The sequence below is a fragment of the Actinobacillus genomosp. 2 genome (assembly GCF_029773605.1).
Lineage (GTDB): Bacteria > Pseudomonadota > Gammaproteobacteria > Enterobacterales > Pasteurellaceae > Actinobacillus.
The window spans coordinates 1,836,462-1,860,024 of the sequence record NZ_CP103807.1 but is presented as its reverse complement, the minus strand read 5'-3'; the positions used below and the strand labels follow the sequence as shown (position 1 = coordinate 1,860,024).

General features: G+C 39.4%; 25 protein-coding genes. 13 read left to right on the top strand and 12 right to left on the bottom strand.

All coding sequences use genetic code 11. The annotated features are described in order from the left end of the window. Positions 1–7: 7 nt before the first annotated feature. Genes NYR60_RS09290 through NYR60_RS09280 form a run of 3 tightly spaced genes read right to left on the bottom strand, consistent with a single transcriptional unit; the run spans position 8 to position 2,687 of the window. Entirely contained in the window at positions 8–586 is a 579-nt protein-coding gene (locus tag NYR60_RS09290; RefSeq protein ID WP_279466926.1) for a D-sedoheptulose-7-phosphate isomerase, read from the bottom strand. Between the two features lie 6 nt (positions 587–592). After that, the gene (locus NYR60_RS09285; RefSeq protein ID WP_279466925.1) at positions 593–964 is read right to left on the bottom strand and encodes a YraN family protein; all 372 of its coding nucleotides are present in this window, start codon (positions 962–964) and stop codon (positions 593–595) included. Further along, positions 939–2,687, bottom strand: coding sequence for a penicillin-binding protein activator (locus tag NYR60_RS09280; protein WP_279466924.1), 1,749 nt, complete (start codon positions 2,685–2,687; stop codon positions 939–941). The genes NYR60_RS09285 and NYR60_RS09280 overlap by 26 nt, the downstream gene beginning before the upstream one ends. 72 nt (positions 2,688–2,759) lie before the next feature. On the opposite strand from NYR60_RS09280, the gene rsmI reads away from it, so the two are divergent. Further along, positions 2,760–3,614, top strand: coding sequence for a 16S rRNA (cytidine(1402)-2'-O)-methyltransferase (rsmI, locus tag NYR60_RS09275; RefSeq protein ID WP_279466922.1), 855 nt, complete (start codon positions 2,760–2,762; stop codon positions 3,612–3,614). Positions 3,615–3,657: 43 nt separating this feature from the next. On the opposite strand, the gene NYR60_RS09270 is transcribed toward rsmI, so the two are convergent. Together NYR60_RS09270 and NYR60_RS09265 are read right to left on the bottom strand one after the other, a co-directional pair. Further along, positions 3,658–4,227, bottom strand: coding sequence for an elongation factor P hydroxylase (locus NYR60_RS09270; protein ID WP_279466920.1), 570 nt, complete (start codon positions 4,225–4,227; stop codon positions 3,658–3,660). 58 nt (positions 4,228–4,285) lie between these two features. After that, positions 4,286–6,034, bottom strand: coding sequence for a protein-disulfide reductase DsbD (locus tag NYR60_RS09265; protein WP_279466918.1), 1,749 nt, complete (start codon positions 6,032–6,034; stop codon positions 4,286–4,288). A gap of 256 nt (positions 6,035–6,290) precedes the next feature. On the opposite strand from NYR60_RS09265, the gene NYR60_RS09260 reads away from it, so the two are divergent. Further along, a complete protein-coding gene (locus NYR60_RS09260) occupies positions 6,291–6,602 on the top strand; it encodes a type II toxin-antitoxin system RelE/ParE family toxin (protein WP_279466916.1) in 312 nt (103 codons plus the stop codon). Next, the gene (locus NYR60_RS09255) at positions 6,583–6,867 is read left to right on the top strand and encodes a helix-turn-helix domain-containing protein (RefSeq protein WP_279445789.1); all 285 of its coding nucleotides are present in this window, start codon (positions 6,583–6,585) and stop codon (positions 6,865–6,867) included. The genes NYR60_RS09260 and NYR60_RS09255 overlap by 20 nt, the downstream gene beginning before the upstream one ends. A 64-nt stretch (positions 6,868–6,931) precedes the next feature. Here the strand turns inward: NYR60_RS09255 and NYR60_RS09250 are convergent, their stop codons facing one another. Continuing rightward, the gene (locus NYR60_RS09250; RefSeq protein ID WP_279466915.1) at positions 6,932–7,894 is read right to left on the bottom strand and encodes a calcium/sodium antiporter; all 963 of its coding nucleotides are present in this window, start codon (positions 7,892–7,894) and stop codon (positions 6,932–6,934) included. A 73-nt stretch (positions 7,895–7,967) separates the two neighbouring features. On the opposite strand from NYR60_RS09250, the gene NYR60_RS09245 reads away from it, so the two are divergent. The 5 genes from NYR60_RS09245 (at position 7,968) to artM (ending at position 11,506) form a co-directional block, all read left to right on the top strand. Next, positions 7,968–8,465, top strand: a complete 498-nt coding sequence (locus tag NYR60_RS09245; protein WP_279466913.1) for a YbhB/YbcL family Raf kinase inhibitor-like protein — start codon at positions 7,968–7,970, stop codon at positions 8,463–8,465. Positions 8,466–8,672: 207 nt separating this feature from the next. Continuing rightward, positions 8,673–9,407, top strand: a complete 735-nt coding sequence (gene artP / locus NYR60_RS09240) for an arginine ABC transporter ATP-binding protein ArtP (RefSeq protein ID WP_279466911.1) — start codon at positions 8,673–8,675, stop codon at positions 9,405–9,407. 19 nt (positions 9,408–9,426) lie between these two features. Beyond that, entirely contained in the window at positions 9,427–10,146 is a 720-nt protein-coding gene (locus tag NYR60_RS09235) for a transporter substrate-binding domain-containing protein (protein ID WP_279466909.1), read from the top strand. A gap of 5 nt (positions 10,147–10,151) precedes the next feature. Then, positions 10,152–10,823 carry an arginine ABC transporter permease ArtQ gene (artQ, locus tag NYR60_RS09230; RefSeq protein ID WP_279466907.1) on the top strand — a complete coding sequence of 224 codons (672 nt, stop codon included), beginning with the start codon at positions 10,152–10,154 and terminating at the stop codon, positions 10,821–10,823. Beyond that, positions 10,823–11,506: an arginine ABC transporter permease ArtM gene (gene artM / locus NYR60_RS09225; protein ID WP_279466905.1), complete on the top strand. Its 684-nt coding sequence runs from the start codon at positions 10,823–10,825 to the stop codon at positions 11,504–11,506. The genes artQ and artM overlap by 1 nt, the downstream gene beginning before the upstream one ends. A gap of 234 nt (positions 11,507–11,740) precedes the next feature. On the opposite strand, the gene NYR60_RS09220 is transcribed toward artM, so the two are convergent. Next, on the bottom strand, positions 11,741–12,610 hold the full coding sequence (locus NYR60_RS09220; RefSeq protein ID WP_279466903.1) for an AraC family transcriptional regulator: 870 nt from the start codon (positions 12,608–12,610) through the stop codon (positions 11,741–11,743). A 101-nt stretch (positions 12,611–12,711) separates the two neighbouring features. Here NYR60_RS09220 and NYR60_RS09215 point away from each other — a divergent pair, with 101 nt between their 5' ends. After that, positions 12,712–14,034 carry an aldehyde dehydrogenase family protein gene (locus NYR60_RS09215; protein WP_279466901.1) on the top strand — a complete coding sequence of 441 codons (1,323 nt, stop codon included), beginning with the start codon at positions 12,712–12,714 and terminating at the stop codon, positions 14,032–14,034. Positions 14,035–14,158: 124 nt separating this feature from the next. Here NYR60_RS09215 and NYR60_RS09210 read toward each other — a convergent pair whose 3' ends face one another. From NYR60_RS09210 to NYR60_RS09195, 4 genes are all read right to left on the bottom strand, one after another. Continuing rightward, complete coding sequence (locus NYR60_RS09210) at positions 14,159–14,473, bottom strand: heavy-metal-associated domain-containing protein (protein ID WP_279466900.1); 315 nt, start codon at positions 14,471–14,473, stop codon at positions 14,159–14,161. Continuing rightward, positions 14,470–14,823: a mercuric transporter MerT family protein gene (locus NYR60_RS09205; protein ID WP_279466899.1), complete on the bottom strand. Its 354-nt coding sequence runs from the start codon at positions 14,821–14,823 to the stop codon at positions 14,470–14,472. Before NYR60_RS09205 ends, NYR60_RS09210 begins: the two co-directional genes overlap by 4 nt. Next, positions 14,795–15,895: a transglutaminase-like domain-containing protein gene (locus NYR60_RS09200; RefSeq protein ID WP_279466898.1), complete on the bottom strand. Its 1,101-nt coding sequence runs from the start codon at positions 15,893–15,895 to the stop codon at positions 14,795–14,797. Before NYR60_RS09200 ends, NYR60_RS09205 begins: the two co-directional genes overlap by 29 nt. Positions 15,896–16,047: 152 nt before the next feature. Next, positions 16,048–17,289, bottom strand: coding sequence for a paraquat-inducible protein A (locus NYR60_RS09195; protein ID WP_279466896.1), 1,242 nt, complete (start codon positions 17,287–17,289; stop codon positions 16,048–16,050). A gap of 234 nt (positions 17,290–17,523) precedes the next feature. Here NYR60_RS09195 and ilvC point away from each other — a divergent pair, with 234 nt between their 5' ends. From ilvC to NYR60_RS09175, 4 genes are all read left to right on the top strand, one after another. Continuing rightward, a complete protein-coding gene (ilvC, locus tag NYR60_RS09190) occupies positions 17,524–19,005 on the top strand; it encodes a ketol-acid reductoisomerase (protein WP_279466895.1) in 1,482 nt (493 codons plus the stop codon). 410 nt (positions 19,006–19,415) lie between these two features. Further along, complete coding sequence (gene ompA / locus NYR60_RS09185) at positions 19,416–20,498, top strand: porin OmpA (RefSeq protein WP_279466893.1); 1,083 nt, start codon at positions 19,416–19,418, stop codon at positions 20,496–20,498. Positions 20,499–20,646: 148 nt separating this feature from the next. Next, positions 20,647–21,675: a UDP-N-acetylmuramate dehydrogenase gene (gene murB / locus NYR60_RS09180; RefSeq protein ID WP_279466892.1), complete on the top strand. Its 1,029-nt coding sequence runs from the start codon at positions 20,647–20,649 to the stop codon at positions 21,673–21,675. Positions 21,676–21,683: 8 nt separating this feature from the next. Then, positions 21,684–22,448 carry a biotin--[acetyl-CoA-carboxylase] ligase gene (locus tag NYR60_RS09175; RefSeq protein WP_279466891.1) on the top strand — a complete coding sequence of 255 codons (765 nt, stop codon included), beginning with the start codon at positions 21,684–21,686 and terminating at the stop codon, positions 22,446–22,448. Between the two features lie 35 nt (positions 22,449–22,483). Here NYR60_RS09175 and NYR60_RS09170 read toward each other — a convergent pair whose 3' ends face one another. Next, positions 22,484–23,554 (bottom strand): sulfate/molybdate ABC transporter ATP-binding protein, encoded by a 1,071-nt coding sequence (locus tag NYR60_RS09170; protein WP_279466890.1) that lies wholly within the window; start codon positions 23,552–23,554, stop codon positions 22,484–22,486. Between the last annotated feature and the right edge of the window lie 9 nt (positions 23,555–23,563).

Below are 23,563 nucleotides of genomic sequence, written 5' to 3'. Positions count from 1 at the left end.
TAGAAAATTAAGAAAAAAGTAAATGATCGACTAGTTCACACAGTACATTGACACAAAATTGATGTCCTTCAATAACGCGTAACTCGCTATTAGAAGGCATCGAGATCTCAACATCATGCTCATCGAGCAAACCTTGTGTATGATCATTACGGCTACTGGTAAAACTGATAATCTCCAACCCTTCATTTTTGGCTAAATGAATCGCATTTAAAACCGCTTCTTCATTGCCTGTCGGCGAAAAGTTAATAAATAAATCACCGTGTTTTGCAACTGCTTGTAATTGCTTACGATAAAGATTAGCAAGATCATTATCTTGTACCACGACACCTGCCAATACCCCATCAAATTGTAATAATAAGGCGGCAAAACTTGGCCGGTTCAAATCATACTTGTGCAACAAATGGCTAACTAATAGCTGTGCATTAGTATAAGAACGCCCATGACCGCAAACAATTATTTTATTACCTCTCAGTAAACACGCAACAATACGATTTGCCGCTTCACTTAACGATTTTGGTAATAATTCCGCTGCAGCAATTTGGATCTGAATACTTTCCGTAAACCGATCTCGTATTTTTTCAAGCATACTACGTTACCCTAAAAAATTCTGGATCCAAACTGGCGGATCATTTCCTTCAAATACGACAACATCGAAGCGACAATTTGCCGTATCCAAGCTCTGTTTACGCTGTTGGAACAACCATATATTAGCCGCATCAAGCCATTTTTGCTGTTTATGGTAATCAATACTTTCCAATGCCGAACCAAAACGATTACTTTTACGCTGACGAACCTCAACAAATACCAAAGTATCGCCCTGTTGCATAATCAAGTCTAACTCTCCGCATTTAAATTGCTGATTTGCGGCAACAAACTTTAGCCCGTGCTGCTCTAACAGCTCACGGGCTTTTTGTTCAAAGCTAGCGCCTTGAGCTCGTTTAGTTAGCGTTTTCCACAGCACCATTACGATATTGCAACCAAGACATTCCACGCTCAATATTACAGTTCGGGCTTGCGGTTAAATTCCCTGTCAAACCAGATACGCTATAACCCGGTATTTGACGGAACTCGTTAAATTTATTCGCTAGCGCCCAAGCATCAGAACCCATTGCATATAAACGCATCATTGAGAAATCACTTTCCGCCAATGTTTCCGCTTTCTTATATTCATCCGAACTAGGATCCGCTAATAATGGAATTTCACTAAATTTTACCCCTTCCATTGCGGTTCTAAATTCAATACCGTTATTCGGTGAATTACTGCGAGAAGACGTATAAATATTTAATTGTCCGGCAAGTGTCGAACCGTCAATCCCCTGTTTTAATTCAAGTAACTGCTCTGCCGTACCTAACGCATATAATGCTGCCCCCTGAACGCTACCGGAATTTTGAATGGCAACCACCGCATCTTGCGGTAAATTATAGTAACGCACGTCTGCATCGCCGTTTGTTAATTGTCGCCAACGCTGTGCAAACGCATCTGCCGAACGTTGACCGAAATCATCTTGTGATGCGGCAACAATTGCTCGAGAATAACCGTCACGATATAAACGATCCGCCCCAGCTCTTGCCTCAGCTTCCGGCGATAAACCGTAATAACATACACCCGGAATCGCTTTTACATTCGGCGTTGAATTTAATGCTAAGACATTTACTCCTTTAATTTCAGGACTGACTAACATCTCATCGACACGTGATTTAAGCAATGGTCCAATAATTGTTTGAACCCCTTGTTGTTTCGCTTGCGTTAAAATACTTTCAACCGAGCCGGCATCCGTATCATAAGTTTGAATTGCTGTTGCATCATCGCCCTTTGCATCATCAAAACCTTTCTTGATAATATCGCCTAAAATTTTTGCTTCACCGCTTAACGGTAATAATAATGCTACGCCGTTTAACTGAGTTTGTTGGAAATTAGACACATTTTGTAACTCTGCCGGCATAAAGGAAACTGCACTATGATTTGGATAAAGCTGTTTCCAGTTATTAATTGCTTGTGGCATTTGTGCCGGAGTGGTGACATTTTGGTTATATGCCGCAATTAATGCTAACCAACCGGCAAATTCAATTTCTCCCGGTCCCGGATTTGCCACAGAAAGCGAACCTTTATTTGCATTACGTAATAAAGACCAAATTTGGTCATTGTTCTCTTGACGTAATTTATTATCTGCTAATTTTGTCGTCATTAACGAACGAGCTTTAACCGCCTCTAATACGTCTTTACGATTTTCGGCGATACGTGCTTGAGTTTGATAAAAACGTAATGTTTGCGAACGACTCAGTTGTGCCATGGGGACAAGTTTTAATAAGGAAACTGCTTGTGCCTCATTGCCTTGTAACGCTGCAAGTTGTGCTGCCACTAAGTTATACTCGACTTTCTGAATCTCATTTTTCTGAATTTCAGCCAATGCCGGCGATAGTTCATCAAAGGTATTTTGTGCTTCCGCTGCTTTATTTTCATCAATTAATTTGCGGACTGCTAATAAACGGTAAGTGACCTGATCTTCTTTATCTGTCGCCTTATCCGCTTTATTAATATAAAACTCCGAAGTAGCATAGGCTTCGTCTTTTACTGTTTTAGTTAATGGATTTTCAAAAAGACTTGTACCGGTACAAGCAGAAAGAAAAAGTGCCATTGCTGTTGGGACAAAGACAGTTTTTAGTTTCTGTTTTAAAATAGTCGCCATCGTATTGCTCCTAATAGACTATAATGGGCGTAATAATGTTGAAATCTTACTTATCAAACGAGTGAAAAGCAAATGAAAAACGAACAAAACGGTACTTTGTATATTGTCGCAACACCAATCGGTAATCTTGGAGATATAACTCAACGAGCATTGGATACTTTTACCCAAGTCGATTTAATCGCTGCGGAAGATACTCGTCATAGCGGTTTATTACTTAGCCATTACGGCATCAAAAAACCGTTTTTTGCCTTACATGATCATAATGAACAACAAAAAGCAGCCGTATTGGTCGAAAAACTCCAACAGGGACTGAATATTGCTCTAATTTCAGATGCAGGCACGCCGTTAATTAGCGATCCGGGTTTCCACTTGGTACGCCATTGCCGCCAAGTTGGAATTAAAGTTGTGCCGTTGCCCGGTGCTTGTGCGGCGATTACCGCACTTTGTGCTTCCGGTATTGCCTCTGACCGCTTTTGTTTTGAAGGGTTCTTACCGGCTAAGACAAAATCACGTTGTGATAAATTAGCTGAAGTGGCAAATGAGCCTCGTACACTGATTTTTTACGAATCTACCCACCGCATTTTAGATACGCTTGAAGATATGCAGAAAATGTTGGGGGCGGATCGTTATGTGGTAATGGCACGTGAAATGACCAAAACATGGGAAACCATTTACGGCGATACATTGGAAAATTTAATTACATGGTTAAATGAAGAAAGTAACCGTATTAAAGGTGAGATTGTGTTAGTCGTGGAAGGAAAACCACAACAAGACGATGAAGCATTTTCCGCCCAAGCGGTTAAATTACTCGGTTTACTTTGCCAAGAATTACCGCTGAAAAAAGCGGCGGCAATCGTAGCAGAAACATTCGGCTATAAAAAGAATGCACTTTATCAATACGGTTTAGAACATCTCTCCGATAACTAAAATACAAGCGGTTAAATTTCCTAAAAATTTAACCGCTTATTTGTTAGATTCTCGCTAAATCAAAATTTGCTAAATCAATTTTATCTTCGGTACCATAGAATTTGGCTAACGCTTTACGTAGCGTTTCGGCACGTTTTGGTAAATAACCTCGTTCCGCATAAATTTTTACCTGATCAAAAACTGCTTGTTTAAATGCAGAATTATCTCCTGGATTGCCGGAAAGATTATCTGCACTGGCAAAATAGCGGAATCCGGCGGCAGTTGCTAATACCCATTCAATTGCTTGCGGTTTAACTTCCACCGATTCAAATTCACGCTGACGTTCCGCCGAGCGTCCGTCCGGTTCGTACCAATAACCGAAATCTTCCAATTTACGGCGTTCCGCACCAGCAACCAACCAATGTGAAATTTCATGTAATGCACTACTGTAATACCCATGTGCAAATAAAATTACATTATATGGACGTTCGGATTTCACACCGTCCTCATCTAAAAATGCAGGTAAATAAATCGGGTAGTCTTCGCCTTTTTCTAAGCGAGTATTATATTCTTCAGCGAAACACTCATCGAAAATACGAATTATGTCTTCAATTTTATGATTGTCTTGGTTCATAGCAAATTTATCTGTAATTGAGAAAAAATGGCACAAGCAATTTACTTGTGCTACGAGATTATAACTGATTTAGCCAATTTAAAAATTGATTTGCTTCTAAGAAGCCGGTAACTCTTGATTGTGTCAGCTCATTACCGTTCTCATCAAAGAATAAAATAGTCGGTAATCCTAATACATTAAAGTGTTTCATCAGCTCATCGTTTTGTGGCGAGTTATTGGTCATATCCACTTGCAACACCACCATTTCAGACAGTTTTTGTTGTACGGCATTATCAGTAAAGGTGTATTTTTCAAATTCCTTACACGCTACACACCAATCGGCATACAGATCTAACATCACTTTTTTACCTTGTGAAGCGGTCAATTTTGTTTGTAATTCTGCAAGGGATTGTATGCGTTCAAAGGCTAAGTGGTTGCTTACTTGTGCCGAATGGTTATTCCCCTGATTCCAAACTAGGTTTGCCCAAGGGTAAGCAGACAAGGCAAATACAAAAAACAACACAATTCTGACCACTTGTTTAATTAAGCCTTGAGATGGAATCACGCTAATCAACCAGCCAACAAATACCATCGCCAACGCCGACCACATAAACAGCTCATAATGACTCGGTAAAATACGGCTAAGTAAAAAGACTGGCAATGCTAACATCACAAACCCGAAGGCGGTTTTGACTTTTAATAACCAATCGCCCGATTTCGGTAAAATACGGTTGCCAAATAAGGTAATCAGAATTAACGGAATCCCCATTCCTAAAGCCAATAAATAAAGCGCTAATCCACCGGTGAGCAAATCCCCACTTTGGGCAACATACAATAACGCACCGGATAATGGTGCGGAAGTACAAGGCGAAGCAACTAAACCGGCAATCATCCCCATTACAAAAACGCTACCAAATGCACCGCCTTGCTGTTTTTGGCTCATTGCATTTAATTTTTGCTGCCATGAATTTGGCAAACGGATTTCAAATAAGCCGAACATCGAAGCGGCTAAAATAGTGAATAAAATCGCAAGTGAAATTAGCACCGTAGGACTTTGTAACGCGACTTGGAACGGTAAGCCGATTGCCGCCACCACTAAACCTAATAGCGTGTAAGTAAGTGCCATACCTTGCACATAAGCCAAGCTGAGTAATAACGCTTTGAACGTATTAGGGCGTTGCTTATTACCAATCACAATCGCAGATAACAACGGCAACATTGGTAATACACATGGGGTAAAGGCTAAACCGATACCCAGCACAAAGAACCAGAAAATCGATAGGTGATTATTCGCCAAGTTCTCAGCAAGCTGATCCTGTTCCGCTTTCGGCATATTACCTACCGACTGAGAAACGGTTGAATTTTCACTACTTTTTGCAAAATTTTGTGCGGAATCGGCCGCTTGTTGCCCGTCTAATGCAATGGTGATCGTTTCAGGCGGATAGCAAAAACCTTTGGTACAGCCTTGGTAACGAACTGAAAGCCTACCGTTCGCTTGCGTTGCCGATAAGTTTATCGACAATGTAAGCTGATTACGGAAAATTTCTACATCACCAAAAAATTCATCGTGATAATTTTCTGCGACAGGAAACACCAACGGCTGGATTTCAGCATTTTGCGGTGTGACCTGTATTTCTTTTTTATACAGATAATACCCATCCGCAATTTGCCAATTCAATTCAATTTGTTTATCGGATTTCGGTGTCGCTGAAAAAGTAAAAGCCTCTGCACCATTTAAATATTTCGGTTGATCATTACCGAACAACCCAGCATAAGAGGAAGCTGTGACAGCAATACCAATAAATAAGAAAAAAAGACGTTTTAACATATAAAATTAAATTAATAAAAAGTGCGTTATTGTAATACAAACCAATAAAGTCAGGCAAAAGTCTGATTTCTTACTAAAAATAGCCTTTAGTTTATAAAAAATAAAAACTGACAAAAACTTACCAAAAATATTGAGAAACTCGATTGATAAAGCCATAATAAATTTACGCGTTTTCATTCAAAAGGAGAAAAAAACGATGTATGAAATAGTCTTTTATCGAGATAAACGGGGGCGAGAGCCTGTCAAAGAGTCACTAGTGGGACTGCTAAAACAATCGCACAACGATAACCGTGAAAAATTGCAAAAAATCAGTCATCATTTAAGCATCTTACATTTACACGGTACACGAGCCGGCGAAAATTATATAAAACATTTGGAAGACCGCATTTGGCAGATTCGTCCAATGAGTGATTGTTTATTACTTACTAGTATTATCAGAGGGCAATTTGTCTTATTGCACTATTTAGCAAAATCCCATTATCGTATCCCTAAACGGGAAATCGAACGAGCAAAAAGCAGATTAGCAGACTTACAAGCGAGGATAAAAGATGAGCCCTATTGGTTCTAGTTGGCATTCATTTGAACAACAAGTGTTGAATCCTTTAGACATTGAAGAACAAAATTTCCGCATAAAACTTATTCTTGAAATTATAGAAACCCGTCAAGCACTCGGTATTTCTCAACGCAAGTTAGAAAGTTTAAGCGGCGTAAAGCAATCAATGATTGCCCGAGTAGAAAAAGGATCGTCCAATCCCTCTTTGGCAACACTATTAAAATTACTGGTTCCGCTAGGTAAAACGCTACAAATCGTACCGCTGAATGCAGATAAATAAAAGTAAATGGCAATATTCCACAAAACTAAATGTTTATAAGAATATTGCCATTTTTAAAATGATTTTATACTGCAGTATTTAAAAGATATAAGGTATAAGCGACATAACACGCAAATAAAATCGTACCTTCAACACGGTTAATTCTACCTGGCTGTTTACGGAAACTAAATGCAAATAATAATAGCAATACGGTCAGAGCCAACATCACAAGCATATCTCGTGAAAATACTTCTGCTTCCACTTGCATCGGTTCAATCGTACCGGCAATCCCAACTACCGCTAAGGTATTAAATAAATTTGAACCGACAATATTACCTAACGCTAAATCCGATTCGCCTTTACGAGCAGCAATAATGGATGAAGCCAGTTCCGGTAAAGATGTCCCTACCGCCACAATCGTCAAACCAATCACTAAATCACTCACACCGAAATATTTCGCGACTTCAACCGCACCCCAAACCAATAATTGCGAACTTGCCATTAAGAACAATAAGCCGATAACCACCCAAAAAAGTGCTTTACCGATAGGTAATCTTTCTTCATTTAATGATTCGCTTTGGGCAAGCGTGTCATCTTTACTGCGTACCGCTACCCAGATCGTCCAGCCCATATAAATTGCGAAAATCGCCAATAAAATAACCGCTTCCATTTGGGTTACTTGAGCATCAAACAACATATATACTGACACTAACGTAATTAAAATTAAAATCGGAAGCTCTTTTTTAATCACTTCGGAAGCGACAATAATCGGCTTAATCAATGCCGTTATCCCCAAGATTAACGCAATATTGGTAATATTCGATCCGTAGGCATTACCTAATGCAATACCCGAAGCACCCTTAAGGGCGGAAGAAGCCGACACCAGCATTTCCGGTGCCGAGGTACCGAAGCCGACAATCACAATCCCGATTAATAAAGGCGACATACCAAAATGACGCGCGGAAGAAGCTGCACCTTCAACAAATTTATCCGCACTCCAAACAAGTAAAATTAAGCCAATCACAATGGCCAATGAAGCATATAACATCGTATTTCCTAACAAATAAAAAAGGGCGTATAGTATAGGTCAAAATTTATCAATTCACTATAAGGAATCGACAATGAAAGTAATGAGTTCTGCCATCAAAAACGGCACATTTGAAGATAGATATGGTAAACGAGGTACGCAATTTAGCCCAAACGGTATGCCAAGCTATTCCATTCCATTTGAAATCAATGAGGTACCAGACGGCACAAAATCTTTTGCAGTCGTATTAGAGGATAAAGATGCGATCACCGCCAGCGGTTTTGTGTGGATTCATTGGCTTATTGCCGATTTAACACGGACAAATATCACAGAAAATGAAAGTTTAACCGCAACCGATTTTGTCCAAGGAGCTAACTCTTGGGCAAGTAAACTGGGCAACTTCTCTATTGAAGAAGCCTCAAATTATGGCGGTATGGCACCACCGAATTGCAAGCACCGCTATGAACTTATTGTTTATGCGTTAGACACCAAACTCAATTTAACTTCCGGTTTCCGCTTTAACGATATGCATTTTGCAATGCAAGACCATATTTTAGCGACAGCAAGTGTCATGGGAACTTATGATGTTTAAGTATCAAGCTAATTGCGGGTGCAAGCATCAGATAGACTGCAGCTAGTATGGCAAAACTTTTGAGAACAACGACCGCTTGTTATATTTGACAGCAAGCGGTCGTTTTTTATAAAAATTTTACAAAATCATCATAAAAATAACTTGCATAATTATGCAATAAATCCTACTATTCATTCAGTTATTTGAAATACACAGGATTTTACGCGAATGGCAATTCGTATTCACAACGTCAACTTTTTTTACGGTTCAAGCCAAGCATTATTCGATATCAATTTAGATATTGAAAAAGGCGATACAGTGGTGCTGTTAGGTCCGAGCGGTGCAGGTAAAAGTACCTTGATTCGTACTCTAAACTTAATGGAAATCCCGCAATCCGGCACGCTTGAAATTGCACAACATAAATTCAATCTTTCCGCAAAAACCGATGCGAAAGAAATCGCATTATTACGCCGTGAAGTCGGCATGGTATTTCAACAATATCATTTATGGCCGCATCTAAGCGTTTTACAAAACCTGATTGAAGCGCCAATGAAGGTGCTTGGTTTAGCTAAGGAAGAAGCAATTCAACGTGCTAAAGTACATTTGGATCGTTTACGTTTAGGCGAATTTGCTGATCGTTTTCCATTACAGTTATCCGGTGGTCAGCAACAACGTGTGGCAATTGCCCGTGCGTTAATGATGCAGCCACAAGTCTTACTGTTTGATGAACCGACAGCAGCATTAGATCCGGAAATTACTGCACAAGTGGTTGATATTATTAAAGAATTACAAGGAACTGGTATTACTCAGGTTATCGTTACTCACGAAGTCGGTGTCGCACGTAAAGTGGCAACCAAAGTGGTGTATATGGAAAAAGGCAAAATTATCGAACAAGGCGGAGCGGACTGTTTTGAACATCCGAAAACCGCTCAATTTGAAAATTATCTCTCTCACTCAGAATAAACTTATGCAAGGACACATTATGAAAAAATTATTATTAGCATCAGCGATCGCACTTACTGCATTTTCAGCACAAGCAAAAGACTTAACTTTTGCGATGGAACCAAGCTACCCTCCGTTTGAATTGACTAATGAAAAAGGTGAAATCATTGGCTTTGATGTAGATATTGCCAATGCCATCTGTAAAGAAATCCAAGCAAATTGCTCATTCAAAAGCCAAGCATTTGACGGTTTAGTACAAGCAGTAAAACAAAAACGTATTGATGGTGCAATTTCAGCAATCGATATTACTGAAGCCCGTGCAAAACAAGTGGCATTTACCGATGCTTATTATGATAGTTCGGCAAGTTTTATTGCGGTAAAAGGTAAAGCGGATTTAAACACAGCTAAAAACGTCGGTGTACAAAACGGCACAACTTTCCAACAATATGTTGTAGCAGAAGCGAAACAATATGCACCGAAATCATACGCCTCATTACAAGATGCGGTATTAGACTTAAAAAATGGTCGTATTGATATTATCTTCGGCGATACCGCAGTATTAGCGGATATGTTATCGAAAGAAGCGGAATTAGCATTTGTCGGCGACAAAGTAACCAATAAAAAATATTTCGGTAACGGTTTAGGTATTGCAGTAAACAAATCAAACAGCGAATTAGTTGCCGAGTTAAACAAAGGTTTAGCGGCAATTAAAGCGAACGGTGAATACCAAAAAATTTACGATAAATGGATGACTAAATAATTTTTATGTTTGCAGAATATCTTCCGCTTATTTATAGTGCAACCCTAATGACCTTAGGGTTGGCACTCGCCTCTCTGGTAGTCGGCTTATTACTTTCAATGTTGTTTGTGGTACTTGAAACCAATAAACAACCTTGTGTGAGTAAACCGACTTCTGTTTTTTTAGCCCTATTGCGTGGTTTACCGGAGATTTTAGTCGTTTTACTCATTTTCTTCGGTTCAACCGAATTAGTTGAGAAAATTACCGGCGAATATGTTGAATTTAGTGCATTTAGCTGTGGGGTATTAGCACTTTCTCTTATTTTTTCTGCTTATGCTTCTCAATCTTTGCGTGGTGCAATCCAAGCTGTACCGAAGGGGCAATGGGAAAGTGGTGCGGCATTAGGACTAACTCGTTCATATACTTTTTTAAAAATTATTATGCCGCAGGTTTGGCGACACGCCTTACCAGGGCTAAGTAATCAATGGCTAGTGTTATTAAAAGATACCGCTTTAATCTCATTAATTGGCGTGGACGATTTAATGCGTCAAACCGATTTAATTAATACCAATGAACATCAACCTTTCACTTGGTACGGTTTAGCCGCATTAATTTATTTAGCGATTACCTTAATCAGCCAAGTGATTATTGTTAAACTTGAAAAACGTTTCACTCGCTTTGAAAGAGGGGGTAAATAATGTTTCAAGATTACCTAGCTGTCATTGCACAAGGGATTCCGACCAGCTTAAGCTTAACCGCCGTTTCCTTAATCGTTGCCTTTGTTCTTGCAGTGATTTTGACGTTCTTGCTTTCGATGGAAAACAAGTTAACTAAAGCAATTGTAAACGCCTATTTAACGTTATTTACCGGCACACCGTTATTGGTACAATTCTTTTTGATTTACCACGGACCGGGGCAATTCCAATGGATTGTTGATAGCTTTGCGTGGCAATTCTTATCAGATGCGTGGTTTTGTGCGGCATTAGCGTTAGCGTTAAATAGTGCAGCATATTCAACCCAATTATTCCACGGTGCGGTAAAAGCGATTCCGAAAGGACAATGGGAAACCTGTGCAGCACTTGGTTTAAGCCGTTTGGATACCTTAAAAATCTTAATTCCATACGCATTACGTCGTGCATTACCGTCATATAGCAATGAGATTATTTTAGTATTTAAAGGCACATCGTTAGCTTCAACTATCACGCTTTTAGATATTATGGGTTATGCTCGCCAGCTATACGGTACAGAATACGATGCTCTCACCATTTACGGCATTGCCGGAGCAATTTACTTAGTGATTACCGGTATTATGACAATCCTGTTACGCCGAGTAGAAAACAAAGTATTAGCGTTTGAACGCCCGGCAGTAGAAAAGGCATAAGCATAAATAACGTAGGGGCAGACCAATATGTCCGTCCCTATTATCTAGTGTTCTGCGATAATATGTTTAACCACGAAATATACTAATGAAACAGAAATGCCCCCTAAAAACAATAGCCTTCCCACCTAAATTATTCTATAAACTGTCAAATTTTCCTCATAACGGTTTAATCGGATAAGGCACAGTTCTTCCCTCTCCTGCCTTTATTATTTTTTAAGAAAATTTGGACACTAGTTATTCATTTATTTTAACACTTTGCCTTGCCGTTTTGCCAAATGCTCGTTTATATTCACGGCTGAATTGCGGTAGGCTGTCATAACCTACCTGATAGGCAATTTCAGAAATGGTCTTCGTGCCGGTTTTCAGTAAGCGATGTGCTTGTGCTAAGCGCAGATTCTTTTGATATTGCAACGGGCTCATACCCGTAAGCTGGCGAAAATGTGCATAAAAACCGGAACTGGACATACCGATGCTCGTACTTAATTCTTCTACATTAAACTGCTGGTTATAATTCTGATTCAGCCATTCAACCGCACTTGCTACCCGTTGGGCATTTGAACCTTGTGTGGCAATCTTTCTTAATAATCCTCCTTGTTCGCTGCAAAGTAAGCGATAAATGATTTCTTGTTGTAATAACGGATAGAGAATCGGTATGTCATTTGGTGAATTGTGTAAATCAATTAAACGGCATAAAGCGTCTTCTAAGGCAGGAGAAAGCTGACTGAGCGGTTTTTTGCCTGAAAAATCGGGAAACATATAATCTTGGCTAAGTAAAGTTTCAGTTAATTTCTGAAGTTGCTCTGGTGGCAGGTAAAAGCGTAAATCAATATAAGGCTGTTCCGATGTCGCCTGATAATGCGCAAGGATAGGCATATCTACCGCATAACAATCAAAATCGCCTGCCCTATACTGGTAATGATATTCACCGATTTGCACTTCTTTTGAACCTTGCAATACGACTGAGAAGCCAGATTTTTCAATCTGAATTACATCTCCGCCGGTTTTATTGGTGTGAAAAATATGAAAATCAGGCAGCAATGTTTCAAAAGTATGATGAAATTTTTGAGGGTCAATTAACGGCTTAACTTTTTCGAGCAACTTCATTTTTTATAGAATTGTGCAAAAACTTTGGTGGTTTATGCTAACACTAAAATCAGCAAATTTCTATAATGTAGCCATTCGTAGCCAATAGGGAGGGAATAAAAATGAATCAACAACAAATTGCAAATCTCGTGCAAGCGCAGCGAGATTTTTTTAATAGTAACGCAACGAAACCGTTAGTGTTTCGCAAAGCACAATTACAGTGCTTAAAAGCGATGTTAATTGAAAACGATCAGGCAATTTTAACGGCGCTTTTTAACGACCTAAATAAACCAGAATCGGAAGCCCGTTTAACTGAAATTGATATGCTCGTACATGAGATCGATTTTATGTTAGAAAACTTGGATGAGTTAGCGAAACCAAAATCGGCAGGACAGTCAGCGATTACCGAAATGGTGATGGGTGCAAAAGCGGACGCACAAATTATTTATGAGCCGTATGGTGTGTTTTTAAATATTTCACCGTGGAATTACCCAATACAGCTTTCGATTTCGCCGATTATCGGTGCGATGGCGGCAGGTAATACGATTATCCTAAAACCTTCAGAATTTACCGTACATTCTTCCGCACTTTTGGCTAAATTAGTTGCTGAATATTTCAAGCCGAATTATTTCACTGTGGTGGAAGGTGATGTTGCGGTAAACCAACAGCTACTGACCGAGAAATTCGACTATATTTTCTTTACCGGTAGCGTGCCGGTTGGGAAAATCGTGATGGCGGCGGCGGCAAAATATTTAACGCCGGTAACGCTGGAATTAGGCGGGAAAAGCCCTTGTATCGTGGATGAAACGGCAGATCTAAAATTAGCGGCGGAACGTATTTTATTCGGCAAGGTGTTTAACAGCGGACAAACCTGTATTGCACCGGACTATTTATTGGTGCAAGAGAGCGTAAAAGATCGTTTAGTTGAGGAGATCAGACAGCGTATCAATGCGATCTATCAAGGTAAAAATCCAACCGAGATAGCGGATCATGTCAAAGTGGTTACCCCTCGTCATTATCAACGTTTAAAAGCCTTTTTAAATGACGGACGAGTGTTAGTCGGCGGAGAATACAACGATGAAACCAGCAAATTGGCATTTACTTTAATCGATGAAGTGAATTGGCAAAGCTCGGTAATGCAAGAAGAAATCTTTGGTTCTATTTTCCCGATGTTGACTTTTGAAACGATGAATGAAGCGATTGCTCAAGTGAAAGCAAATGCTAAACCGTTGGCGTTGTATTTATTCACGCAAGACAAAGCAACAGAAGAACAAGTATTAAATGAAGTGTCATTCGGTGGTGGCTGTATTAATGATACCTTTATGCACGTAACACACGCCGGTTTACCTTTTGGTGGTGTGGGGGATAGCGGTATGGGTGGTTATCACGGCGCACATAGTTTCTATGAAATGAGTCATGGAAAAAGCGTGATTAAACGCATTTAAATGATTCTTTACTACTTGTAACAAGTAGACAAAGAAGTATTGTATGAAATAGAAAAACATGGAAAAGCGGTCAAATTTCTCAGATTTTTTGCAAAAAATTGAGGAAATTTGACCGCTTGTTTTTTTAGATTTGTTCAGCGGTATAACCGAGCTTTTCAATCGCTTTGATCATCTGCTCAGTCGATACCTTTTCGTGAGCAATGATTTTAACTTTACGCTCTTTCATATTCGCTTTAGTCGAAACCACACCGTCAATCGCACGTAATTCTTTATTGACTAAATAGACACATAATTGGCAATTCATTTCTTTGATGTAGAAATTTACTTCTTTTTGAGCCTGCTGTTCGGTTGCTACATTGTCACTTTGTAGCGCTTCATTGGCATAACTAAGCGGTGAGATTCCCATCGAAAAAAGCAAAATAAACAGTAATTTTTTCATTCTAATAACCAAGGTAAAACAAATGGATAGCTCAGGAAAAACAAAATAATCGCAAAAGTAATCCAATATAAAATGATCAACGTGCGGCGAGAACAATATTTAGTACAGATAATTTTCTTGGAAAACATCAGTAACCAAAAGCCATAACCGAACGCACCGAGCGAAACAAACAATAACGGTAGCTGTAAATATTCGTATTCGCTAAGGCTAACCAACCACGGCGAAGAAATACCGAATACCAAATAAACCAAAGGTGCTATACAGCAGACCGTTGAGCTTACCGCCGCCAATAATGCGGCGGTAAGCGAAGCGAAAAAGCGGTTATTTGAGTTCTTTTGAGATAAGCTCATAACCAAACTCTTTTGCATCAAATGAATTAAGCGGATCACCACCCACTTCAGCGTATGGATAACCGAAATTATTAATTGGAGTTAATTCCGGTTGTGGATATAAGTCAAAATCACGCGCGTGGTTAAAGCCCATCCAGTTAGCTTCCCAGTTACCGAATAAATATTTTGAAACGGCTTGTGTATCGGCATCATTGACCGCTTTTTTCTCAGTTAAACGCATTTTTGCCACGTCTGCTGAATCAACCGGAACCCAACCGAAACCGGCTAAATAAAACTCGGCACGGCAATGTTGTCCGCTATTTTCATTCGCAATACCGTCTTTTGAACTGCCGAAAGCGGTTTTGGAGAACTTCGACATTTTCGGTGCAGCGCCTAAACGAATACCGAATACTTCTCGTGCCGGAATATCTGAAGCTCGGGCTAGAGCAACAAATACTGAATTAATATCAGTACATTTGCCTCTTAACACACCGGTAGTCAGCATTTTTTCAACATCACCGTCACCGCAACCTAATACAGAATTATCACGTTCCATATTTTCCACAATCCATTTGTGAATCAATTCGGCTTTTTTCAGCGGATTGGTTTCTTTGCCGACAATTTTATCCGCATATTGCTTCACGATACCGTCTGTTTTGATATGGGTAGTCGGTTTGAGATACTCTTGCACATCTACCGAATAAATAATTTTTTCAGGCGGCTGATAGCCATTTAAAGCCCCTGTTGCCATCGGTTCACGATCTTTAGTTTGCACCACTAACTTCACTTTTAATAAACGTTTTTGAGCTTTTTCGTCCCAATTCGCGAATAGCGTTTTTGCACCGTATTGATTATTTTCTGTGATATAGGCTTTGTTATAGTTACCTTCAAATTCAATCGATTTGACATCTTGGTAATCATTATTGAACGGTAATGGTACCCATAAATTGGTTTCGCCTTTTGAGCCTTGCGGCACGACAAGATCGTAAGATTGATTAAATTCGTAGGTGTGGCTGGTGGTGTTATAATTTGGAACTTGGTTAGCGAATGTAGCCGAGCTTGCCAGCAATGTGGCTAAGAGTAGTTTTTTCATAATGAGTCCTTAAATAAACAAACTTGTTATATTTCATTCAGAATGAATGAGACCATTGCATAATAGATCAAAACTTATAAATAAGAAAGCATACAAACAAAAAATAAGCGGTCAAATTTTGCTAATTTTTAGCTTAATTCAACCGCTTGTCATTAGTGTTTTGGCTCATTGGAATAGTGGATTCGCCATAACATTCTAGAATCCAAATTACTAGAAGCTATCATTGTGAGGAATACTGCTGCACCAAAGAAAAATGCCGCGTCACCGACCGAGAAGCTAAGAATTTGTCCTCGTTCTAACAACGACATCATCAACGCCAATACGAATAAATCCAGCATTGACCAACGTCCGACAAAATGCACGTAATGTAATGCTTTCATTTGCCAATGAATCGGGTGTTTCCATTTATAATGAATCGCTAACAACAGATATAAAATTATCGCCACTTTACTGAATGGCACGGCAATACTGGCAATAAAAACGATAGCGGCAACCGTATAGCTGCCTAATCCAATGAAAGTTAGCACGCCCGAAAAAAGCGTATCGGCAGAAACCGAACCTGCTAATCCGGTGGCGGAAATCGGTAACGTATTTGCCGGAATCATCATAATCACACCGGCAACTAAGCTTGCCCATACACGCTGTAATTTTACGCCATCGGGAATCGCTAAATTACTTTCGCAACGAGGACAACGACGGCGACCTTTTAAATCAACAATCGTTTCATCGAAACTATATTCGCAAGTCGGACATAAAGACACTTGCCCTTGATGATTAGCAGTTAACGGATGATATTCAGGATAAAATTCTTCCCACATTCGTTTCGGATCTATCTTGATAAAAAGTAAGGTGGTCAGAATGGTAACAATTAAAAATGCGGTTAAATGTATACTAAAGGTTAGATCAGCATAATCACGAATTTTAAATGCTGCGACCGCAAGTGCAACTAAATAAACATCTAACATCACCCATTCTTGAATTTTAGATAATAATATCAACGTATATCGAGGACGCTGTAATAACAATCGCTGTAAGCGAATGGATAAAATCAATAATGCAAAAGCAATCGGAAAGACTACCGAACAAAGTAACACCATAAAGGCGGTATAAGGATAACCTTCGGTTGCCATTTTCCACACACCTCCCCATACAGTTGCATGAACGGGTACGCCCAGTAAATCAATACTCATTAACGGAAAAGTGAGTGCAAATGGTAATAAAATTAAAATCGCAATCGCAATAATCGCACAACGGCGTAAACTCCAGCTGTTTGCCGGACGTAATACATCATGACAATTCGGGCAAACCGCCGTCTGAAATGGCACATTTGCCGGCACTTTTACAATCGTTTCACATTCAGGACAACGCTGTAAGCTAATCTGATTTATTCTCATCTATTTATCCTATTATCTTCTTCTCTTACTAGTTTAACATTCATTAGCTAAGCGGTCATTTTTCATCTAATTAATGCCATAAGTGAATTGCAAATTTTGCAATATAAAATCCCAATAATATCAATTTACGCAATATTAAATGAGCGTATAATCAATTCCATAACAAAACAACAATGTGTAAACACAACACATAAACACACTCAACATCATACAAATTTTATAAGGAAGCACAAAATGGCTAACTATTTCAGCACATTAAACTTACGTCAAAAATTAGATCAATTAGGTCGCTGTCGTTTTATGGACCGTAGCGAATTTGCAGACGGTTGCAATTTCTTAAAAGGCAAAAAAATCGTTATCGTAGGTTGTGGTGCGCAAGGTTTAAACCAAGGTTTAAATATGCGTGATTCCGGTTTAGATATTAGCTATGCGTTACGTGCAGAAGCAATCGCAGAAAAACGTGCTTCATATACTCGTGCAACCGAAAACGGTTTCAAAGTTGGCACATACCAAGAATTAATTCCAACCGCTGACTTAGTGATCAACCTAACGCCGGATAAACAACACTCAAAAGTAGTTGCAGATGTTGTTCCGTTAATGAAACAAGGTTCTGCATTCGGCTACTCACACGGTTTCAACATTGTTGAAGAAGGTGAGCAAATTCGTAAAGATATTACCGTTGTGATGACTGCACCAAAATGCCCGGGTACAGAAGTACGTGAAGAATATAAACGTGGTTTTGGTGTGCCAACACTTATCGCTGTTCACCCTGAAAATGACCCGAAAGGTGAAGGTATGGCAATCGCAAAAGCGTGGGCATCAGCAACCGGTGGCGACCGTGCAGGCGTATTAGAATCTTCATTCGTGGCAGAAGTTAAATCTGACTTAATGGGCGAACAAACCATCCTTTGCGGTATGTTACAAGCAGGTTCAATCGTATGTTACGACAAATTAGTGGCAGACGGTAAAGACCCAGCATACGCAAGCAAATTAATCCAATATGGTTGGGAAACCATTACCGAAGCGTTAAAACAAGGCGGTATCACCTTAATGATGGATCGCTTATCAAACGCTGCGAAAATCCGTGCTTTTGAATTAAGTGAAGAAATCAAAGTTCAATTAAACGACCTTTACTTAAAACATATGGACGACATCATCAGCGGTGAATTCTCATCAACCATGATGGCAGACTGGGCAAACGGTGATGCAAACTTATTCAAATGGCGTGAAGAAACCGGTAAAACCGCATTCGAAAACTCACCGAAAGCAGACGGCATCAAAATTTCTGAACAAGAATACTTTGATAACGGCGTAGTTATGGTTGCAATGGTGAAAGCAGGTGTAGAAATGGCATTCGATGCAATGGTTGCAAGCGGTATCTACGAAGAATCTGCATACTATGAGTCATTACACGAATTACCGTTAATCGCAAATACCATCGCTCGTAAACGTTTATACGAAATGAACGTAGTAATTTCAGATACGGCAGAATACGGTAACTACTTATTCTCTCACGTTGCAACGCCAATTCTTGCAGAGAAATTAATCCCGATGTTACAAAAAGGTGACTTAGGTGAACCAACACCGGCAGCTGAAATCGACAATGTTTACTTACGTGATATCAACGATGCAATCCGTAATCACCCGGTTGAATTAATCGGTCAAGAATTACGTGGTTATATGACGGATATGAAGCGTATTTCTTCACAAGGTTAATCTTTAAATATAAAGCCCCTTCAAAAGGGGCTTTATATTATCTTTGTATTAATATTAATTGAAGTTACATTCTGCAAAATTATTCTTTAATATAAATAAGAATATATTTTAAGAAAAGCCTATAAACTACGGGCTATTTTTGTAAATCAATATCAACCAAAGTAACGAACAATCTGCTTTTCTTCAAAATAGAGTAAAAATCACACTTTTTTAGTCTTTTTTGAATAAAAAACAACCTTAATTATAGGTTCTATTGTATTTTTCAAATTTTATTTGGTACAATGTTCGTGTAATAAAAGCTATGCTATTTTTATATAGCGATAGAAATAGTTATTATAGCTTTATTCGTTATCCCTTTATTGGGGTTTGTCTTTAATATAGATGACGATAAAATTTAGAGGATCATCAAAATGAAAAAATCATTAGTTGCATTAGCAGTATTATCAGCTGCAACCGTAGCTCAAGCAGCTCCAGAACAAAACACTTTCTACGCTGGTGCCAAAGCAGGTTGGGCATCATTCCACGATGGTATCGAACAATTAGATGCTGCGAAAGATGGTAAATATGGTATCAACAAAAACTCTGTAACTTACGGTGTTTTTGGTGGTTACCAAATCTTAAACCAAAATAATTTTGGTTTAGCTGCTGAATTAGGTTATGACTATTTTGGTCGTGTTCGTGGTACAGAAAAACTAAATGGTAAAAAAGATAAACAAACTTTCCGCCATGCTGCACACGGTACAACTATCGCATTAAAACCTAGCTACGAAGTATTACCTAACTTAGATGTTTACGGTAAAGCAGGTATTGCATTAGTAAATAATTCATATAAAACATTCAACGCTTCACAAGAGAAAGTAAAAACTCGTCGTTTCCAAAGTTCATTACTTTTAGGTGCTGGTGTTGAATACGCAATTCTTCCTGAATTAGCAGCACGTGTTGAATACCAATGGTTAAACAACGCTGGTAAAGCAAGCCAAGCTACATTAAACCGTATGGGTGCGACTGACTACCGTCCAGATATCAGCTCTGTATCTGCAGGTTTATCATACCGTTTCGGTCAAGGTGCAGCACCAGTTGCAGCACCAGCAGTTGAAACTAAAAACTTCGCATTCAGCTCTGATGTATTATTCGCATTCGGTAAATCAAACTTAAAACCGGCTGCAGCAACAGCTTTAGATGCAATGCAAACTGAAATCAACAACGCTGGTTTAGCGAACGCTGCTATCCAAGTTAATGGTTATACAGACCGTATCGGTAAAGAAGCTTCAAACTTAAAACTTTCACAACGTCGTGCTGAAACTGTAGCTAACTACATCGTTTCTAAAGGTACTCCGGCTGCAAACGTAACTGCTGTAGGTTACGGTGAAGCTAACCCAGTAACTGGTGCAACATGTGACGCAGTTAAAGGTCGTAAAGCATTAATCGCTTGCTTAGCACCTGACCGTCGTGTTGAAGTTCAAGTTCAAGGCGCTAAAGAAGTAACTATGTAATTTAGTTAACTTTTTAAAAGTTTAATTTAGTAACCCCCTTACTTCAGTAAGGGGGTTATTTTTTATCCTCAATTAAAACGTTAAACGCTCTTTTTTCCTCATGTTTGTGATACACTTTCTACTCTTTTAATTCACTGATATATAAAAAATGAAATATAGCTTGATCTCTTTCCATACCTTTCATTTGGCGGCAAACGCTAGCAAAATAGTCGAATTTAGCAGTGCTGAACAATTACTTAACGAATGGCAAATCGCTGTTAAAAATCATCAGCCAGTCATCATCTTAGGGCAAGGCTCAAATGTAATTTTTTTAGGCGATTTCGACGGTTGCGTATTGATTAATAAATTAAAAGGGATCGAACATCACGAAGATGATCAGTTCCACTATTTGCATGTGCAAGGCGGCGAAAATTGGCATGAGTTAGTAAAATGGACCTTGGCAAACAATATCGCCGGATTAGAAAATTTAGCCTTAATTCCGGGTGTTGCCGGTTCTGCACCGATTCAAAATATCGGTGCTTACGGGGTGGAATTTGAACGTGTGTGTGATTTTGTTGAAGTGCTGAATTTACGCACCGGCGAAATTTTCCGTTTAACCAAACCAGAGTGCCAATTTGGCTATCGTGAAAGCGTGTTTAAGCACCAATACAAAGACGAATTTGCGATTCTTTCGGTCGGAATCAAATTGGCGAAAGCATGGCAACCGGTATTAAGTTACGGCTCATTAACACAATTTGATCCACAAAGCGTAACGGCTCAACAAGTGTTTGACGAAGTGTGTGCGGTACGTTCGGCAAAATTACCGAATCCGGATGAATTTGGTAATGCCGGTAGCTTCTTCAAAAATCCTGTCATTGAGGCTGCAAAATTTGTACAAATTAAGACCGCTTACCCGAATATTCCAAACTATCCGCAAACAGACGGCACAGTCAAATTAGCGGCAGGTTGGTTGATTGATCAATGTGAATTAAAAGGCTTCCAAATCGGCGGTGCGGCAGTACATGAAAGACAAGCATTGGTACTCATTAATAAGCAATCCGCAACCGGTTCGGATGTAGTAGCATTAGCGAAAGAAGTACGTCGCCGCGTGCGTGAAAAATTTGGAGTTGAACTGCATCCGGAAGTGCGTTTTATGGGTAAAAATGGCGAAGTAAATAGCGAAGAAATCACAAGATAACTAAAGTGATGAGCAAATTAAACCAATCTCAGATCCAAGGCGCATTATTATGCGGACAAGCTATAGTGTTTGATGAAATTGATTCGACCAACGAATATTTGCTCAAACATTATCAAAGCCTGCCACAAGGCTCTGTTTGTTTAGCAGAACAACAAACCGCCGGTAGGGGCAGGCGTGGGCGGACTTGGTATTCACCGCAAAGCGAAAATCTCTATTTTTCAATTTTGTGGCATTACCCGACCGAAGACGCTGCACATATATCCTCTTTGAGTTTGGTGATTTCGCTGATTATTGCCGAAAGTTTGCAAGCACAACAGGTTGAAAATATCCAAATCAAGTGGCCGAATGATATTTACTATTGTGGTAAAAAAATGGGTGGGACTCTGATTGAAACTAAAGTGGATCGTAGCGGAATCCATTTAGTGATCGGTATCGGTTTAAATTTGGGTATGACCCAAGTAGACGCAAATATCGTCACCCAAGCGTGGTCTGATTTATCACATTACCAATTTGATCGTAATACGCTTGTTTGTCGACTGGCTTATGAATTACAAAAAAATCTCAAAATTTATCCGCTTGTCGGCTTTGACCACTACGCAGAGCGTTGGCAAATGTTTGATATTTTTCGAGATCAAGCAGTAAAACTGGTAACTGAAGGCAACGAAATTCACGGTATTTCACGTGGTATTAACCGACATGGCGAATTACTACTTGATCAAAATGGTGTGATTACACCATTTGGGATTGGGGAAATGTCGTTAAGAGCGGAATAAATTCCTAGCCTAATCCGCTCTTCTCAGATAAGCCATTAAATCATAAATTCAATCAATTCATTTTGTACAAAGAAATTGAGTAATAATGGTTGGAAATAGACTTCATCACCCACAGCAAATTGTTCTTGTCTGAATTGAGCATAACTGACGGATATTTCTATCGGTTCGTGATTTTTATGTAACACTTCTAAAAATACCGTAGGACCTGCGGTATGCACTCGGGAGATAATGCCTTTCAACGAATTTTCTTTATGCATTTTACTAATGGCGATTTCGTGCGGACGTACATACACCACCACATCATCGGCGGCATAACATTGCTCAATCGGCTTGTTAAACGTATCAATATGTAATACACCGGCTAAAATATAACCGTGTAAAATATTCACATCCCCTAGAAAATTTGCCACAAACGCACTTTTGGGCTGTTTATAAACCTGTTCCGGCGTTCCAATTTGTTCAATTTGCCCTTTATTCATCAAAATAATCTTATCCGATACTTCCAATGCCTCATCTTGATCATGAGTGACAAAAATACTGGTGAGATTAATCTCATGATGAAAATCACGTAGCCAACGACGCAAATCTTTACGCACTTTCGCATCTAAAGCACCGAATGGTTCGTCTAACAATAACACTTTCGGTTCAGTCGCAATGGCTCTTGCCAAGGCAACTCGCTGACGCTGACCACCGGAAAGCTGATCGGGATAGCGTCCGCCAATATGTTCTAGCTGAATCAGCTCCAAAAGATGTTTAACTTTTGCTTGAATTTCAGCCTCCGACAAACGTTCTTGTTTCGGCTTCATTCGCAAACCAAAGGCAATATTATCGGCAATTGTCATATGACGAAACAGAGCGTAATGTTGAAACACAAAGCCGATATCCCGTTCTTTTGCTGAAAGTCGGGTTACATCACAATCATCAAACAAAATTTGACCGCTTGTTGCGGTTTCCAGCCCGGCAATAATACGTAGTAAGGTTGTTTTCCCACAGCCTGAAGGTCCGAGTAAAGCAGTTAATTCGCCGTTTTGAATGGTAAAATCAATATTATTGAGTGCTTGGAATTGATTGAATGTTTTATTAATTTGTTTAACGCTAATTGCCATATCTGCCCC